At 75.3% G+C, this 15,612-nt stretch carries 17 protein-coding genes; 11 read left to right on the top strand and 6 right to left on the bottom strand.

The features are described 5' to 3' along the window. Positions 1 to 700: CDP-alcohol phosphatidyltransferase family protein (locus C1I99_RS19640; protein ID WP_199562276.1), on the bottom strand; the 700-nt coding region annotated here is incomplete at its 3' end. A gap of 92 nt (positions 701 to 792) precedes the next feature. On the opposite strand from C1I99_RS19640, the gene C1I99_RS19635 reads away from it, so the two are divergent. Genes C1I99_RS19635 through C1I99_RS19605 form a run of 7 tightly spaced genes read left to right on the top strand, consistent with a single transcriptional unit; the run spans position 793 to position 6,401 of the window. Further along, on the top strand, positions 793 to 1,773 hold the full coding sequence (locus C1I99_RS19635; protein WP_111135681.1) for a zinc-dependent alcohol dehydrogenase: 981 nt from the start codon (positions 793 to 795) through the stop codon (positions 1,771 to 1,773). A 3-nt stretch (positions 1,774 to 1,776) separates the two neighbouring features. After that, positions 1,777 to 2,175 carry a 6-pyruvoyl trahydropterin synthase family protein gene (locus C1I99_RS19630; protein WP_111135680.1) on the top strand — a complete coding sequence of 133 codons (399 nt, stop codon included), beginning with the start codon at positions 1,777 to 1,779 and terminating at the stop codon, positions 2,173 to 2,175. Further along, positions 2,176 to 3,210 carry a glycosyltransferase family 4 protein gene (locus tag C1I99_RS19625; RefSeq protein ID WP_111135679.1) on the top strand — a complete coding sequence of 345 codons (1,035 nt, stop codon included), beginning with the start codon at positions 2,176 to 2,178 and terminating at the stop codon, positions 3,208 to 3,210. Then, positions 3,207 to 4,031, top strand: a complete 825-nt coding sequence (locus C1I99_RS19620; protein ID WP_111135678.1) for an SAM-dependent methyltransferase — start codon at positions 3,207 to 3,209, stop codon at positions 4,029 to 4,031. Before C1I99_RS19625 ends, C1I99_RS19620 begins: the two co-directional genes overlap by 4 nt. A 57-nt stretch (positions 4,032 to 4,088) precedes the next feature. Further along, the gene (locus tag C1I99_RS19615) at positions 4,089 to 5,048 is read left to right on the top strand and encodes a lysylphosphatidylglycerol synthase transmembrane domain-containing protein (RefSeq protein ID WP_111135677.1); all 960 of its coding nucleotides are present in this window, start codon (positions 4,089 to 4,091) and stop codon (positions 5,046 to 5,048) included. Positions 5,049 to 5,059: 11 nt separating this feature from the next. After that, positions 5,060 to 5,716, top strand: coding sequence for a GTP cyclohydrolase II (locus C1I99_RS19610; RefSeq protein WP_111135676.1), 657 nt, complete (start codon positions 5,060 to 5,062; stop codon positions 5,714 to 5,716). After that, positions 5,709 to 6,401, top strand: a complete 693-nt coding sequence (locus C1I99_RS19605; RefSeq protein WP_111135675.1) for a RibD family protein — start codon at positions 5,709 to 5,711, stop codon at positions 6,399 to 6,401. The genes C1I99_RS19610 and C1I99_RS19605 overlap by 8 nt, the downstream gene beginning before the upstream one ends. A 100-nt stretch (positions 6,402 to 6,501) precedes the next feature. Here C1I99_RS19605 and C1I99_RS19600 read toward each other — a convergent pair whose 3' ends face one another. Continuing rightward, on the bottom strand, positions 6,502 to 6,999 hold the full coding sequence (locus tag C1I99_RS19600; protein WP_111135684.1) for a GNAT family N-acetyltransferase: 498 nt from the start codon (positions 6,997 to 6,999) through the stop codon (positions 6,502 to 6,504). 68 nt (positions 7,000 to 7,067) lie between these two features. On the opposite strand from C1I99_RS19600, the gene C1I99_RS19595 reads away from it, so the two are divergent. Next, a complete protein-coding gene (locus C1I99_RS19595; RefSeq protein ID WP_111135674.1) occupies positions 7,068 to 7,550 on the top strand; it encodes a hypothetical protein in 483 nt (160 codons plus the stop codon). A 220-nt stretch (positions 7,551 to 7,770) separates the two neighbouring features. On the opposite strand, the gene C1I99_RS19590 is transcribed toward C1I99_RS19595, so the two are convergent. Next, complete coding sequence (locus C1I99_RS19590; protein ID WP_111135673.1) at positions 7,771 to 9,324, bottom strand: NAD(P)/FAD-dependent oxidoreductase; 1,554 nt, start codon at positions 9,322 to 9,324, stop codon at positions 7,771 to 7,773. A 163-nt stretch (positions 9,325 to 9,487) separates the two neighbouring features. Between C1I99_RS19590 and C1I99_RS19585 the strand changes: the two genes are divergently transcribed. Both C1I99_RS19585 and C1I99_RS19580 read left to right on the top strand, forming a co-directional pair. Then, positions 9,488 to 10,744, top strand: a complete 1,257-nt coding sequence (locus C1I99_RS19585) for a hypothetical protein (protein WP_233512596.1) — start codon at positions 9,488 to 9,490, stop codon at positions 10,742 to 10,744. Positions 10,745 to 10,990: 246 nt separating this feature from the next. After that, positions 10,991 to 12,103 carry a glycerate kinase gene (locus C1I99_RS19580; protein WP_111135672.1) on the top strand — a complete coding sequence of 371 codons (1,113 nt, stop codon included), beginning with the start codon at positions 10,991 to 10,993 and terminating at the stop codon, positions 12,101 to 12,103. Here the strand turns inward: C1I99_RS19580 and C1I99_RS19575 are convergent. Next, positions 11,988 to 13,118: a LacI family DNA-binding transcriptional regulator gene (locus C1I99_RS19575; protein ID WP_111135671.1), complete on the bottom strand. Its 1,131-nt coding sequence runs from the start codon at positions 13,116 to 13,118 to the stop codon at positions 11,988 to 11,990. The two genes, C1I99_RS19580 and C1I99_RS19575, sit on opposite strands and share 116 nt — an antisense overlap. 180 nt (positions 13,119 to 13,298) lie before the next feature. Between C1I99_RS19575 and C1I99_RS19570 the strand changes: the two genes are divergently transcribed. Beyond that, complete coding sequence (locus tag C1I99_RS19570; protein WP_111135670.1) at positions 13,299 to 13,874, top strand: GNAT family N-acetyltransferase; 576 nt, start codon at positions 13,299 to 13,301, stop codon at positions 13,872 to 13,874. Here the strand turns inward: C1I99_RS19570 and C1I99_RS19565 are convergent. Together C1I99_RS19565 and C1I99_RS19560 are read right to left on the bottom strand one after the other, a co-directional pair. Next, positions 13,845 to 14,432 (bottom strand): ATP-dependent endonuclease, encoded by a 588-nt coding sequence (locus C1I99_RS19565; protein WP_111135682.1) that lies wholly within the window; start codon positions 14,430 to 14,432, stop codon positions 13,845 to 13,847. The genes C1I99_RS19570 and C1I99_RS19565 overlap by 30 nt on opposite strands. 115 nt (positions 14,433 to 14,547) lie before the next feature. Continuing rightward, a partial coding sequence (locus C1I99_RS19560) for a chitinase (protein WP_111135669.1) occupies positions 14,548 to 15,612 on the bottom strand: 1,065 nt, incomplete at its 5' end.

The following is a 15,612-nucleotide window of genomic DNA, read 5'->3' as shown; positions in this document are numbered from 1 at the left end:
GGGCAGGGCGGGCCGGCCGGTGCCGCCACAGCCACCTGACGTCGCGGCCGAACGACTCGACGAGCAGCGCCAGCGCCACCGCCGCCACCACCGCCGCCCACCGTGGGGGCAGCACGCCCCCCGCCGCGACCAGCAGCAGGACGCCCTGCGCCGCCGCCACGACCTTGCGCCAGTAGCGCGCCGGCAGCGGTCGGCGCAGCCAGGGCAGCGCCCAGCCCGCGGCGACGAACGCGTACCGCATCGCACCGATGGCGAACACCCAGCCGCCCACCAGCGGCGCGACATGCAGGCTGAGCACCAGGATGAGGAACGCGTCGACCTCCATGTCGAAGCGCGCCCCGAGCGCGCTGACCGTGCCGGTGCGCCGGGCCACCCACCCGTCGACCGCGTCCAGGGCCAGCGCCACGGCGGTGAGGACGACCAGCAGCTCGACCGGCGTGGCGCGGCCGGCCGCGTCGACGACCAGCGCGGTCACCGCGCCGACCAGCACGGCCCGGGCCAGGGTCACCCGGTCCGCCGGGCCCAGTCCGCCCGCACCCGAGCGGTGCAGTCCCCGGCTCAGCGCGAGGCACACCACCATCCCGTACCCGGCGCCGGTGAGCCACCCGGCCGGGCCGAGGCCGTCCGGTCCGGCGACCGCCGCCAGCAGGAGAATCTGGACGATCAGCCCGATCAGCGGACCCGTTCGAACCGTGGCCACCGTGCCTCCGTGTCTATGATCGACAACTTCTGTCAGGAACTACGGGAAACACGACCGTTCGGTTCGCTCCGGACGCGGTGGGAAGGAGCCGGATGACGCGCGAGGCCCGTGCCTTCTGGCTCCGGGCGCCCGGCGAGGGCGAGATCCGGCCGGCGCCGCTGCCCGCCCCCGGTCCGGACGAGGTGCTGGTCCGCAGCCGCTACTCCGGCATCAGCCGGGGCACCGAGACACTGGTCTTCACCGGCGGCGTCCCGCCCAGCCAGTACGCCGCGATGCGCGCGCCGTTCCAGGAGGGCGACTTTCCCGCCCCGGTCAAGTACGGCTACCTCAACGTCGGCGTCGTCGAGGAGGGCCCGGCGCGCCTGCGCGGGCGGACGGTGTTCTGCCTGCACCCGCACCAGACCGCGTACGTGGTGCCGGCCGACGCCGTGGTGCCGGTACCGGAGGCGGTGCCGGCCGCCCGCGCGGTGCTGGCGGGCACCGTGGAGACCGCGGTGAACGCGCTCTGGGACGCCGCGCCCCTGGTCGGCGACCGGGTCAGCGTGGTCGGCGGTGGGATGGTCGGATGCGCCGTGGCGGCGCTGCTGGCCCGTTTCCCGGGCGTACGGGTCGAGCTGGTCGACGCCAATCCCGCCCGGGCCGCCGTCGCGGCGGCGCTCGGCGCCGGTTTCGCGCCGCCGGAGCGGGCCGCCGGTGGTCGGGATCTGGTGGTGCACGCCAGCGCCACGGCCGCCGGCCTGCAGCGGTCGCTGGAGCTGCTCGCGCCCGAGGGCACGGTCGTGGAGCTGAGCTGGTACGGCGACCGCCCGGTCACGCTCGCGCTGGGCGGGGCGTTCCACTCCGGACGGCTCACCGTGCGCAGCAGCCAGGTGGGCGCGGTGGCGCCGGCCCGACGAGGCAGCCGCAGCTTCACCGACCGGCTGGCCCTGGCCCTGGACCTGCTCGCCGATCCCGCGTTCGACGCGCTGATCACCGGTGAGTCCCGCTTCGCCGACCTGCCCGACGTGCTCGCCCGGCTGGCCGACGGCCGCCTGGCCGCGCTGTGCCACCTCGTCACCTACGACCGGGAGTGAACCGTGTTCAATGTCACCGTCCGCGACCACATGATGGTCGCCCACAGTTTCCGCGGCGAGGTCTTCGGCCCGGCGCAACGCCTGCACGGCGCCACCTTCGTCGTGGACGCCACCTTCCGCCGCGCCGACCTCGACGCCGACGGCGTGGTGGTCGACATCGGCCGGGCCACCGAGCAGCTCAAGGCGGTCCTCGGCGAACTCACCTACCGCAACCTCGACGACGACCCGGCCTTCGCCGGAGTGAACACCACCACCGAGGTGCTCGCTCGGGCGGTCGCCGACCGGCTCGCTGAGCGGGTGCACGCCGGCGAGCTCGGCGCGAACGCCCGGGAGATGGCCGGGATCACCGTCACCCTGCACGAGTCGCACGTCGCCTGGGCCAGCTACGAACGGTCCCTGTAGATGCCCACCGTCCACGTGGTGCTCCCCAACGACATCGACGACCCGGCCACCCCCAGCGGCGGCAACACCTACGACCGCCGGATCTGCCACGGCCTTGCGGCCACCGGCTGGTCGGTACGGGAGCACCCGGTGGCCGGTGGCTGGCCCCACCCGGACGCGGCCGACCGGGCCGCCCTCGCCCGGGTCCTCGACGCGCTGCCCGACGACGCGCTGGTGCTGCTCGACGGGCTGGTCGCCGCGGCCGTGCCGGAGGTGCTGGCGCCCCGGGCGCGGCGACTGCGCCCGGTCGTGCTCGTGCACCTGCCGCTGGAGCACGACGACGAGGGTGCCGCCCTGGCCGCCGCCACCGCCGTCGTCACCACCAGCGGGTGGACCCGCCGGCGGCTGCTCGACCGGTATCCGCTGCCCCCCGACCGGGTGCACGTCGCCCCGCCCGGGGTGGACCCGGCGCCGCCGGTGCCCGGGTCGCCGGCCGGCGGGAACCTGCTCTGCGTCGCGGCGGTCACCCCGCACAAGGGGCACGACGTGCTGGTCCGGGCTCTGGCCACGGTCGCCGACCTGCCCTGGAACTGCGTCTGCGTGGGGGCGCTGACCCGGGCGCCGGAGTTCGTCGGGCGGCTGCGCCGGGAGGTGATTGGGCACGGGCTGACCGACCGGGTGCGCCTGGTCGGCCCGCGTGCCGGCGGTGCGCTCGACGCCGCGTACGCCGCCGCCGACCTGCTCGTGCTGGCCTCGCACGGCGAGACGTACGGGATGGTCGTCACCGAAGCCCTCGCCCGGGGGATCCCGGTGCTGGCGACGGCGGTCGGCGGGCTACCCGAGGCGCTCGGCCGTGCCCCGGACGGCACCCGGCCGGGCCTGCTGGTGCCGCCGGGCGACCCGGCGGCCCTGGCCGACGCGGTGCGAGGCTGGCTCGCCGATCCGGCGCTGCGTCGACGGCTGCGCCGCGCCGCCCACGACCGCCGGGACACGCTGCCCGGTTGGACCGCCACCATCGCCGCCACGGCGACGGTCCTGGAAGGAGCGACGGTATGACGGTGGACCTGTCCACGCACTTCGCGGCCTGGCTGACGCTGCGGGAGCCGGCCGACGCGGCGGCCCGCTGCACCGAGTTCGTGGACCGGGTCCGCCACCGGCTGGCCGGCGCCGGACCGCTCGTCATCCACGACCTCGGCACCGGCACCGGCTCGATGGGCCGGTGGCTGGCCCCGCGCCTGCCCAGGCCACAGCATTGGATCATGTACGACCGCGACGCCGACCTGCTGGCCCGGGCGGCCGCCGGGATGGCGGACGTGGTCGCCGGCGACGGGACGCCGGTCACCGTGGCGACCCGGCAGGCCGACCTGACCCGGCTGACCGCCGCCGACCTCGCCGGCGCCTCGCTGGTGACCGCTTCCGCGCTGCTGGACATGCTGACCGCCGACGAGGTGGAGCGGCTGGCCGCGGTGTGTGCCGGGGCGCGCTGCCCGACGCTGCTCGCCATCTCCGTGGTCGGCCGGGTGGTGCTCACCCCGGCCGATCCGCTGGACGCGGAGATCGCCGCGGCCTTCAACGCCCACCAGCGCCGCGGTGTCGGCGGCCGCACCCTGCTCGGGCCGGACGCCGTCGACGCCTGCGCCGCAGCGTTCGCCCGGCACGGGGTGGACGTCGCCGTCCGGCCCAGCCCGTGGCGGCTCGGCCCCGACCAGGCCGCGCTGGCCGGCGAGTGGCTCGCCGGCTGGCTCGACGCGGCCTGCGAGCAGCGACCCGAGCTGGCTGGCCGGGCCGCCGCGTACGCCCGCCGCCGCCGCGCCGAGGCCGCCGCCGGCCGGCTCGGTGTCCTGGTCGACCACCGGGATCTGCTCGCCGGCGGGTGAACCCGCGGGCGCCGCCGTACGTGCCTACCGGAGGAAGATCGTCGAGGGAGGGCCCGGGTGGTGGAGGAAGCGACCGGCGCCGCGACCACGCGGCCGGCGGGGACGTTCTGGGCCTGGGCCCGCGCGTTGGGTGGCCTGGGCGTGCTCGCCGCCCTGCTGTGCTGGCTGGGCGCCGGCCCGTTCCTGGACGGGCTGCGCCTGATCGACGGCCGGGCCCTCGCCGCCGCGGTGGGCATCGGCGTACTCACCACGGTCTGCTGCGCCTGGCGGTGGAGCCTGGTCGCCGGTGGGCTCGGCGTCCGGCTGCCGCTGCGCACCGCGGTGGCACACTGCTACCGCGCGGTGTTCCTGAACGCCACGCTACCCGGCGGCGTGCTCGGCGACGTGCACCGCGCGGTGCGCCACGGGCGCGACACGGGTGACGTCGGCCGCGGCATCCGGGCCGTGGTCTGGGAACGGGCCGCCGGCCAGGTGGTGCTGGCCGCCGTCGCGCTGGTGGTGCTGGCGGCGTTCCCGTCCCCGGTGCGGCCGTTCCTGCCGGCGGCAACCGCGCTGCTGGTCGGGGGCGGGCTGGGCGCGGTCCTGCTGGCCCGGGCATTGCCGACCGCCGGGGCGTCCCGGTGGGCGCGGTTGGTGCGTACCGCCGTCGTCGACCTCCGCGCCGGGCTGCTGGCCGGAAGAACCTGGCTGGGCGTCGTCGTTGCGTCTACCGTGGCGGTGGTGGGTCATGTGGCGACGTTCCTGGTGGCGGCGCGTACCGCCGGGTCCACCGCACCGCTGTCCCTGCTGGTGCCACTGACCCTGCTGGCGCTGCTGGCCATGGGGGTGCCGGCGAACGTCGCCGGCTTCGGGCCGCGGGAGGGCGTGGCCGCGTGGGCGTTCGGCGCCGCCGGCCTGAGCGCCGGCGAGGGCGTGGCCACCGCGATGGTGTACGGCGCTCTGGTGCTCGTCGCGAGTCTTCCCGGCGCCGCCGTCCTGCTGGTCCGTCGTGTCCGCGTGCCCGCCGGCACCGTCTGACGAGGAGTCCGATGTCCGTTGCACTGCCCGCCGCCACGGTCCGCACCCAGGTCACGGTGCCGCTGCGGTTCCCCGACGGATACGCCACCACCGCGCGGGTGTTCACCTTCGACGGTCTGGCCGACGGGCGGGAGCACCTCGCGTTCGGCCTCGGTGACCGGTCTGCTCCGCGGGACCGGGACGCGGCCCGCCAGGCGGCGCCGCTGGTGCGCCCGCACAGCGAGTGCCTCACCGGGGACGTGTTCGGCAGCCAGCGCTGCGACTGCGGCCCGCAGCTGCGCGAGGCGGTCGAACGCATCACCGACCGCGGCGGGTTCCTGCTCTACCTGCGCCAGGAGGGGCGCGGCATCGGCCTGTACGCCAAGCTCGAGGCGTACGCGCTGCAGGACGCCGGCCTGGACACCTACGAGGCGAACCTGGCGCTGGGCCACCGGCCCGACGAGCGGGACTACGGCGTCGCCGCGCAGATGTTGGGCGCGCTGGGCGTGCCCCGGATCGCGCTGCTGAGCAACAACCCGGACAAGGCCAAGCAGCTCGGCCGGCTCGGGGTGACCGTGACCGAGCGGGTGCCCACCGGGGTGTTCCTGTCCGCCGCGAACGCCGGCTACCTGGCGGCCAAGGCCAGCCGGGGCGAACACCTCCTCGACCTTCCGCTCGTCCATGACTGAGCGGCCGTACGTCCTGCTGAGCTGCGCCACGTCGATGGACGGGTATCTGGACGACGCCGGCGGGCAGCGGCTGATGCTGTCCAACGCGGCGGACCTGGACCGGATCGACGCGGTGCGGGCCGGCTGCGACGCGATCCTGGTCGGCGCCGGCACCGTACGCCGCGACGACCCGCGCCTGCTGGTGCGCTCGCCGCACCGGCGGGCCGCGCGTACCGCCCGCGGGCTGCCCGCCTCGCCGGCCCGGGTCACCCTGACCTGCTGCGGCGACCTCGACCCGGCCGCCCGGTTCTTCACCACCGGCGACACCGACCGGATCGTCTACTGCGCCTCCACGGCGGTGGAGAAGACCCGGGAGCGCCTCGCCGGTCTGGCCACCGTGGTGGACGGCGGTGACCCGGTGGACCCGGCGTGGGCCCTCGGCGACCTGGCCGTCCGGGGGGTACGCCGGCTGATGGTGGAGGGTGGGGCGCGGGTGCACAACCTGTTCCTCACGGCCGGGCTGGCCGACGAGCTGCACCTGGTGGTGGCTCCGTTCTTCGTGGGTGACTGCCGGGCGCCGCGGTTCGTCGGCGACGGCCGGTTCCCGTGGCATCCCGGTCGTCGCGCCCGGGTGGCGGAGGTCCGCCAGATCGGTGACGTCGTGCTGGTCCGGTACGCACTCTCCGACCGCTGCGCCGGCGGCTGACCCGGCGCGCCGCCCCGCCTCGGCGTCCACCGCCGGCGTCGCCTCCGCCGTCCCGGCGTGATCGCCGGCCCGGCTCCGGCCGGCCCGCCGGGCGTGGAGGTCAGCGCCCGCCCGGGAACTCCTGGTACATCAGGTGCAGGTCGACCCGGCCGAGGGTGGGGTGCCGGAACGCGCCGGGCACCGTGCCGACCACGGCGAAACCCTCTCGCCGGTACAGCTCGACCGCGGCGGTGTTCGTCGCCACCACCGCGTTGAACTGCATCCCGGCGTACCCCCGCTCGCGGGCCCAGTCCAGCGCGTGGCGGCACAGCGCGGTGCCCACGCCCCGGCCCCGCGCGGGCCGGGCCACCATGAAGCTCGCCGTGGCGACGTGCGAGCCGGGCCCGGGACGGTTGGTGCCCATTTTCGCGGTGCCGAGCACCACGTCGCCGTCCACCGCGACCACCGTTCGGCCCGGCGGTTGCTCCACCCACATGCCGTACGCCTCGTCGGCGGTCATCGCCGGCTCGTAGGGGAAGGTCTCCCGCTCCCGGACCACCTCGTGGATGATCGGCCACACCTGGGACCAGTCGGGCTGCGTGAACTGCCGGATCTGCACGGTGAGCACGCTAGGAGCCACCCCACTGGCTGGCAAGCGTGTTTCCGCCGCGGGCGGCGGTGGAAGAGGTGGGGCTCTCCGTCGACCAGTCCGCACAACCGGGGCGGGCCGTCGTCGTCGGGCCCGGCGAGCACGTTGCCGTCCCAGCCGTCGAAGTGCACCAGGGCGGGGCGTCGGACCTGGTCGAGCACCGGGCGGTGGCGCCGCACCAGGGCTCGGATCCGCTGCGCCGGCACGCGGACGCCCCACTCGGCGGTGTCGGCGAGCAGATCCTCGACCATCGCGACGAACGCCTCGGCCCAGGTCGACCCGCCGGTGCGTTCGTCGTCGTAGCCGTAGCGGTCGCTGGTGACCTGGTGCACGGCGGCCATCGCCCCGCGAGGTCGTACCGCGCCCGATCACCGTCCACTCCGGACGCCGCCAGTTCGGTCAGGGAGCGGCCGGGCAACCGGCCGGTGACCAGCCACTCGCCGCGCACCGGGTCAACGCCGTGGTGCAGCGCGGGCGGCACGGGCACCCGCGGCGCGTGCGCCGCCACCAGCCGGAAGTAGCGGGCCTCGGCGGCGGTGAGGCCCCGCTCGTAGCGCAGCAGCGGCACCGTGCGCGGCGGGGCGACCTTGAGCACCACCTCGCGGCCGTCGTCCAGGCGTGCCCACCGCACGGTGGCGAAGCCGCCTCCGCCCAGCGGGCCGCAGGCCGCCAGCGCCGGCGGGCGGCGCCACGGGAAGCGCGGTAACGGCTCCGGGTGCCGGACGGCCGCCGGCGGGCCGGTCAGCCGAGGCGTAGCTGTGCCGGTTGCTCGGCCGGCGACCCCCCACCGTGACCATCCCCCGCGGTCCCCAGGGGCCGGGCGGGCATGATCGGCGCGTCCCGGCCGGTGCCCCGGTGGCCGTCGCCGTCGTGCCTCGACTCCTCGTGGTAGTCCTGCTCCACATTCACCGACCAGACGTCGTGGCGGGTGCCGCAGGCGATGTTCTCGGCGGTCAGCATGGCCGTCAGCATCGAGTGGTCCTGGTTGTTGTAGCGGTGCATGCCGTTGCGGCCGACCGGGTGCACGTTGGGCACCTCGCGGGTCAGCCACTGCCGGATCACCTCGACGTTGTGCTGGTAGCGCTCGTCGTAGACCGGGTACGCCTTCGGCATCCGCACCACGTACCCGGCCTCGACGACACCCGGCCGGACCAGCCCGAGCCGCTCCAGTTCCGCCGTGGCCGCGGCGATCAGGTCGGCGTCGGGCGTGCGCCAGGTCTCGTCGTCCTCGAAGACGAAGTACTCCAGCCCGAGGCAGGTGCGGCCGTCCTTGACCAGGTAGGGCGACCAGGACCCGAAGTTCTGGATCCGGCCGACCCGGACCGCCGGGTCGTGCACGTAGATCCAGTTGTCCGGGAACGAGAACTCGGCCGGCACCACCAGCGCGACGGTGAGGAAGTCGCGATACCGCAGGTCGGTCGCGGCGGCCCGCACCTCTGGCGGGGCGACCGGGCGCAGCGCGGCCACCAGCTCCGAGATCGGCATGGAGGAGACCACGTGCTCCGCCGGTTCGGTGCGCTGCCCACCCGCCCCGTTGACGGTGACCGCGACCGCCCGGTGGCGCTCCGGGTCGCGGTGCACCGCGGTCACCCAGGCGCCGGTGTCCACCCGGCCACCGCGCCGCCGGACCTCCTCGGCGCAGCGCTCCCACATCATCCCCGGGCCGAGTTTCGGGTACTGGAACTCCTCGATCAGGCTGGTCACGTCCGTGCGCTTGCGTCGGGGCAGCAGCGCGTTGCGCACCGCCTTGGCCAGTGACAGGTTCTTGATCCGCTGGGCGGCCCAGTCGGCCTGCAACCGGTCGGCCGGCATCCCCCAGACCTTCTCCGTGTACGTCTTGAAGAAGATCGAGTAGAGCCGCCAGCCGAATCGGGCCGACACCCAGCCCTCGAAGTGCGACTGGTCCTTCGGTGGGCGCAGCCGCGCCCGGGCGTACGAGCCCATGCACAACGCCGCCTCGCGGAGGCCCAGGTTGCGCAGCGCGTTCGCCGCGTTGAGGGGATAGTCGTAGAGTGCACCCCGGTAGTAGATGCGGCTCATCCGGGGCCGGAGCAGGAAATCCTCGTCGGGCAGGATCTCGTGCCAGAACTCCTCCACCCGGGGCACCTTCGTGAAGAACCGGTGCCCGCCGATGTCGAACCGCCAGCCGTCCCGTTCGACGGTGCGGCTGATCCCGCCGACCACCTCGTCGGCCTCGAAAACCCGCGCCGGGACACCCCGCCGGAGCAGCTCGTACGCTGCGGTAAGGCCCGCCGGCCCCGCGCCGATGATCACCGTGCCGTGCTCGTCGCCCATACCCTGCCGCTCCCTGCTCCTGGCCGTCCTGGAGGCGGCCCGCTTACCCGCCATCGCGGCGATGTCACCCCCGTGCGCGCTCCAGGTCGGCGGGCGACGCATCAACTGCGGCGGAACGGGGATGTGGCACCGTTCGGGGCCGGGGGTCGAATCCGGGAGAGGCATGGTCGACAAGGGGCAGGCCGGCGTCGCCGGGCGCCGCTCGGCGCGGCTGCGCGTCCGGCTCGGCGGTGCCCGCGGCCTGCGCGCCCGGGCGGCGCGGGCGGTCGGCCGGGTGCCGGCCCCGTGGCCGTTCCTGCTGGCGGTCTTCGTCGGTACGAAGGTCGTGCTCAGCCTGGTCGGGCTGCTCGCGCTGAGCGCATTTGACGAGGTGCCCTGGGCCCCGCCGCCGGACGAGACGACGATGCGCGAGCAGCAGCGGGCGGTCTCCGGGCGCCGGTGGCTGTCGCTCTGGTTCGCCTGGGACTCGTTCCTCTACGACCGGCTGGCCCGGCTGCCGCTGGACGAGCCGTGGCGGGACTTCGGCTTCCCGCTGCTCTACCCGTTCCTGGCCCGGCCGCTGGCGCCGTTGTTGGGTGGCAACACGGCGCTGGCGCTGCTGCTGATCGCCAATGTGGCGTTTGTGCTGCTGCTCTACTACGGGTACCGGCTGGGGGAGCGGCTGCTCGGCGACGCCGCCGCGGGCCGCCGGTTCGTCCGGTACCTGGTGCTCCTGCCGGCGGCCTTCCTGTTCCAGGCGGCCCTGACCGAGTCGCTCTTCCTCTGCCTCGCGCTGGCCACCTTCCATTACGCCGAGCGGCGGCGCTGGCTGGTGGTGGGCGTGGTGGGTTTCTTCCTGGCGCTGAGCCGCTCGGTCGGGTTCCTCGTCGTCCTGCCGCTGGCCCTGGTGCTGCTGCGCCAGCACGGCTACCGGCTGGGCCCGCGCGCCCTGTGGGGGTACGTCCGCACCGGGTGGCCGCTGGTGCTGGTGCCCGCCGGGTGGCTCACCTTCATGGCGTTCTGCCGATGGCAGAGCGGGGACTGGTTCGCCTACAAGCACGCTCAGGAGCAGGGGTGGGGCATCAGCGTGCAGAACCCGCTCGGGGTGCTCTGGCACGGCCTGACCGGGGCGCCGGCACGGGACGCGCTGCGGGTGTGGATCGCCGTCGCGGTACTGGCGGTCCTCGTCGCCGGCGCCCGCCGCCTTGGCCTGCCCTACCTGGTGTACGGGCTGATGATGGTGCTGGTGCCGCTGTCGATGGGCCCGCCGGTCTACAAGAGCCTGCTGCGCTACCTGCTGGCCGCTTTCCCGGTCGGCCTCGTGCTGGCCCGCTGGGCCCGGCACGCCACCGCCGACGTGTGGCTGACCGCCGTGCTGGCCCTGGTGCAGGGCGCCCTCTTCGTCACCTGGCTGGCCTACTGGACCCACTTCATCATCTGAGCCGGCGTGCCCGGCCCTCGCGTGACCCCGTGGGCCCGCCCGTGACCGCCGCGCCGCACCGTCCCCGAGCCGGGCGCCCCGGCCCGCACCCGAGCCGCGCGGTCGGCCGGCCCTCGACCCCCGCCCGGACGTTGCCGGTTCCACGATGGACTCCCTAGACTCGGGCAAGCGCTTTCCCGTGCGGGGGAGGCGTCGGACGCGAGCGTCGACCGGCACGGCGTCGGTGGCGGACGGAGGCGGTGCGGGATGCGGGTGGTCGTGGCGCCGGACTCGTTCAAGGGCACCGTTTCCGCCCGGGACGCCGCGGCCGCGGTCGCCCGGGGCTGGTGCCGGGAACGCCCCGACGACGAGGTCCGGATGCTGCCGCTGGCCGACGGGGGCGAGGGCAGCTGCGCCGTCCTCGCCGCCGCGCACCCCGACGCCCACTGGCAGGAGGCCGTGGTCACCGGGCCGGACGGCCGCCCGGTGCGCGCCGCGTGGCTGCTGCTACCCGACGGTACGGCGGTGGTCGAGCTCGCCGCGGCCAGCGGCCTGCCGCTGATGGCCCGGCCGGACGCGCTGGGCGCGGGCACGTACGGCACCGGGGAGCTGCTCGCCGCCGCGACCGCGCACCCGCGCACCCGCCGGCTGCTGGTCGCCCTCGGCGGATCGGCCAGCACCGACGGGGGCACCGGGGCGTTGCGGGCCCTGGGCGTACGCCTGCGTGACGCCGACGGCCACAACCTGCCGCCCGGCGGCGGCGCCCTGCCCCGGCTGGCCTCGGTGGACCTGGCGGGGCTGCCGACGCCCCCGCCCGGCGGGGTGGCCTGCCTGGTCGACGTGACCGCGCCGCTGCTCGGGCCGCACGGCGCCGCGCACCAGTTCGCGCCGCAAAAGGGCGCCACCGCCGGGGACGTGGCCCGGCTGGAGGAGGGGCTGCGCCGCCTCGCCGCGGTGCTGGGCGGCGCGCCCGACCAGCCCGGTGCCGGCGCGGCCGGCGGCACCGGCTACGGGCTCGCCGCCGCCTGGGGCGCCACCCTGGTCGCCGGGGCCCGGGAGATCGCCCAGGTCGCCGGCCTGCCCGCGGCGCTCGCCGGCGCCGACCTGGTGATCACCGGTGAGGGTCGGTTCGACGGCCAGTCCGGCCAGGGCAAGATCGTCGGGTACGTGCTGGAGGCCGCGCGGGGCGCCGGATCCCCGGTGCACCTGGTGGCCGGGCAGATCGCCGTCCCACCACCGCCGCCGGTGGCGGAGGCGGTGGATCTCACGGAGCTGGCGGGCGGGCGGTCGGCCGCGATGGCCGATCCGGGTCGCTGGCTCGTGGTGGCCGGGCGGCGGTTGGCCCGGCGGGTCCGCCCGCCCGTGGCCGGACCGGCATGAGCTGCGGCGCCGGCCCGGTGCTGTCCCGGCGGACCAGCTCCGCGGCGACCAGCTCGGTCCGGGGCTGCGGCACCGCCGGATCCAGCGCCAGCGACATTGCGCGGGCGCCCATCTCGACCAGGGGCAGCCGGACGGTGGTCAGGGCCGGAGTCACGTCCCGGGCGATCGGCATGTCGTCGAAGCCGATCACCGAGACCTCCCGCGGCACGGCGACCGACCGGGAACGCAGCAGCGCGAGCGCGCCGATCGCCATCGAGTCGTTCAGCGCCACCACGGCGGTCAGCTCCGGCTCGGCGTCGAGCAGCGCGGCGGTCGCGGCGACGCCACCGTCGCGGTCGAACTCGGCGTACCGCACCCGGTGCCCGGGCAGGCTCCGCCCGTGCTCGGCGAGCGCTTCGCGCAGCCCGGCCAGCCGGTCGGTGGTGGTGGTGAGCACCTGCGGGCCGGCCACCACGCCGATCGTCCGGTGGCCCAGCTCGCACAGCTCCCGGCCGACCAGCCGGCCGCCGGTGCGGTTGTCCGGCATCACCGCGTCGCCGGAGTGCTCGTGCCGGCCGATCACCGCGACCCGCCCGCCGGTCGCCTCGTACGCGGCGAGCTTCTCGTTGAGCAGGCGGGTGAAGGTGGCGTCGTGGTAGCCGGAGCCGGCCAGGATGATCGCCGCCACCTGCTGCCCGCGCAACAGCTCCACATACTCCAGCTCGCGATCCGGGTCGCGGTAGCTGTTGCAGATGGTCAGCAGCAGGCCCCGGTCGCCGGCGACCCGTTGCAGCCCGCGGGTGATCTCGGCGAAGTACGGGTCGGAGACGTCGTGCACGATCACGCCGACCGCGGTGCGGTGCGCGCGCGCCAGTAACTGGGCGTGGGCGTTCGGCACGTACTGCAGCTCGGCGACGGCCCGCAGTACCCGCTCGCGCAACTCGTCGGTGACCGGCTTGCTGCTGCCGTTGATCACCCGCGACGCGGTCGCGGGCGAGACCCCCGCGCGCCGGGCCACATCGGACAGGGTCGCCATGTGCCGCCCCTCCTCGTACGTCGACGGCTCGCCACCGTGCCGGCCAGCGTCACGGTACCGCAGTGAAAGCCTTTTCCCTGCGGGCGGAGACACCCGTGCCGGACGGGGTGCGCGGGTCGGCGGTTTTGGTGGGGCGGCAGGATGAGGCGGCTCCCTGCCCCGTCACCACCTGGAGGTCCCGTGTTCGCGCTGCCCCTGACCGAGGACGTCGAGCTGCGTACGCTCGACCCATGGCGGGCCGAGGAGTTCCTGGCCCACCTGGACCGGGCCCGGGAGCACATCACCCCCTGGGTGTCGCCGTTCTTCGTGGCCACCGACCTGGCCTCCGCCCGGGCGGTCCTACAGGGGTACGCCGACCGCTGGGCCCGCGACGCCGGCGGCATCTGGGGCCTGTGGCGCGACGGCACACTCGTCGGTGGGGTTATGTTCGTCTCCTTCGACACCGCCCTGGGCGTCTGCGAGGTGGGCTGCTGGCTGGAGCCCGCCGCCGAAGGGCGCGGCCTGGTCACCCGGGCCGTGACCCACCTGATCGACTGGGCGGTGGGCCGGCGGGGCATGCACCGGGTGGAGTGGCGCACCAACGCCGACAACGCCCGCAGCATCGCCACCGCGAAGCGCCTGGGCATGCGCCACGACGGGACCCTGCGGCAGGTCTACCCGTCGCCGACCGGGCGGATCAACCTGGAGATCTGGTCGGTGCTGGCGCCCGAGTGGCGCGCCGGCGGCTCACACCTGGGCGAGCACCGCGTCGAGTGACCGGGGCGCCTTGTCCGGGCCGAGCGCGCGCACCAGCGCCCGGGCGTACGCGCTCTTGCGGCCGGATTGGGTGCCGAGGAAGCGGCGCAGCTGGGCCTCGACGGGACGGTCCTGCTGGGCGGGCTGCCGCCCGAATATCCGGAACGCGCGCAGGTCGCCCTCGGCGGCGATCACCTCCCGTACGCCCGCCACGCCCACCGCGCGGATCAGCTCGTCCTCCAGGTCCGCGACGCAGACGTGGAATCCCAGGGCGGCCAGCTCGTCCCGGGACAGGTTGGCACCGAGGCCGACGCGTTCCAGGCCGCGCCGGAACCAGCGCTCCTCGGCGGCGTCGTAGAGGCCAGCCAGCCGCAGCCCGCGGCCGGGCGGGCCGAACACGTCGAGGAAGTGGCCGACGTTCGTCGCGCCGCCCATCGATACGATCCGGACGCCCTCCGCGTCCAGGTCCCGGCCCCGACGCGCCGCGAGAGTCTCCAGGGCGACCCGGTCGCTCACCCCCTCGACCAGCACGACCGTCCGGGCGTCCACGCCGGCCACCTGGTCGTCGATCGTCCGCACGGCCACCTCCCGCTGTCCGGCGCCATCATCGCGCCGCCGGCGCCAGCCGCCCAGGCAATTACCGGGCCGGACCCCGCCGGCCCGCCCGCCGGTCCGGGCGGGCCGGCGGGCCTGGTCAGGGCAGCGCCCTGAGGAACGGCCCGTGGTTCAGCCGGAACTCCCAGGCGTAGTACCGGTCCCAGTTGATCGACCAGGTCATCAGCCCGCGGAAGCCCGGGTTGGTGCCGCTGCGCGGGGTGTACGACCCGCAGTTGGTGCCCTTCACCAGACAGGTCACCGCCGCCTGCACCCCGGCCGGGGCGACGTAGCCGTTGCCCGCGCTGGTGGACGACGGGGTGCCGAAGGCCACCTGGTCCTCGCGCAGGGGCGGGAAGACGGCGTTGGGGTTGCCGGCGACCGGGAACCCGGCCAGCAGCATGTCGGTCATCGCGATGTGGAAGTCCGCGCCGCCCATGGTGTGGTACTGGTTGTCCAGCCCGACAATGGGGCCGGAGTTGTAGTCCTGCACGTGCAGCACGGTCAGGTCGTTGCGCAGCGCGTGGATCACCGGCAGGTACGACCCGGCCCGCGGGTCCTGCCCGCCCCACGGCCCCGGCCCGTAGAACTGGTAGCCGAGCTGGACGAAGAACGTCTCCGGCGCCATGGTGAGCACGAAGGCGGCTCCGTACCGCTGCTTGAGGGTGCGGATCGCGGAGATCAGGTTGACGATCACCGGCGTGGTGGGGTTGCGGAAGTCGGTGTCGCCGGGGTTCAGGTAGAGCGAGTGCCCCTCGAAGTCGATGTCCAGCCCGTTGAGACCGTACCGGTCGATGATGGCCGACACCGACCGGACGAAGGCGTCCCGGGCCGCGGTGGTGGTGAGCTGCACCTGGCCGTTCTGACCGCCGATGGAGAGCAGCACCTTCTTTCCCTGCCGCTGCTTGGCCCGGATCGCCGCGGTGAACTCGGCCTCGGTCTCCACGCCGGGGCACTCGCTGGCCGGGCAGAGCTGGAACCGGATGTCGCCGGAGGTGACCGAGGTGGGTTCGCCGAAGGCGAGGTTGATGATGTCCCAGTCGGCCGGCACGCCGGCCATCCGCAGGTAGCCCGAGCCGTTGGCGAAGCTGGCGTGCAGGTAGCCGATCAGCGCGTGCCGGGGCAGCCCGCCCGGCGGCGGGGTGGTCGGCCTGTCTCTTATACA

Origin of the sequence: Micromonospora deserti, assembly GCF_003236335.1 — a bacterium.
GTDB classification, from domain to species: domain Bacteria; phylum Actinomycetota; class Actinomycetes; order Mycobacteriales; family Micromonosporaceae; genus Micromonospora; species Micromonospora deserti.
Note: the sequence above shows the minus strand (reverse complement) of the source record. Positions and strands in the feature narration are given on the sequence as shown.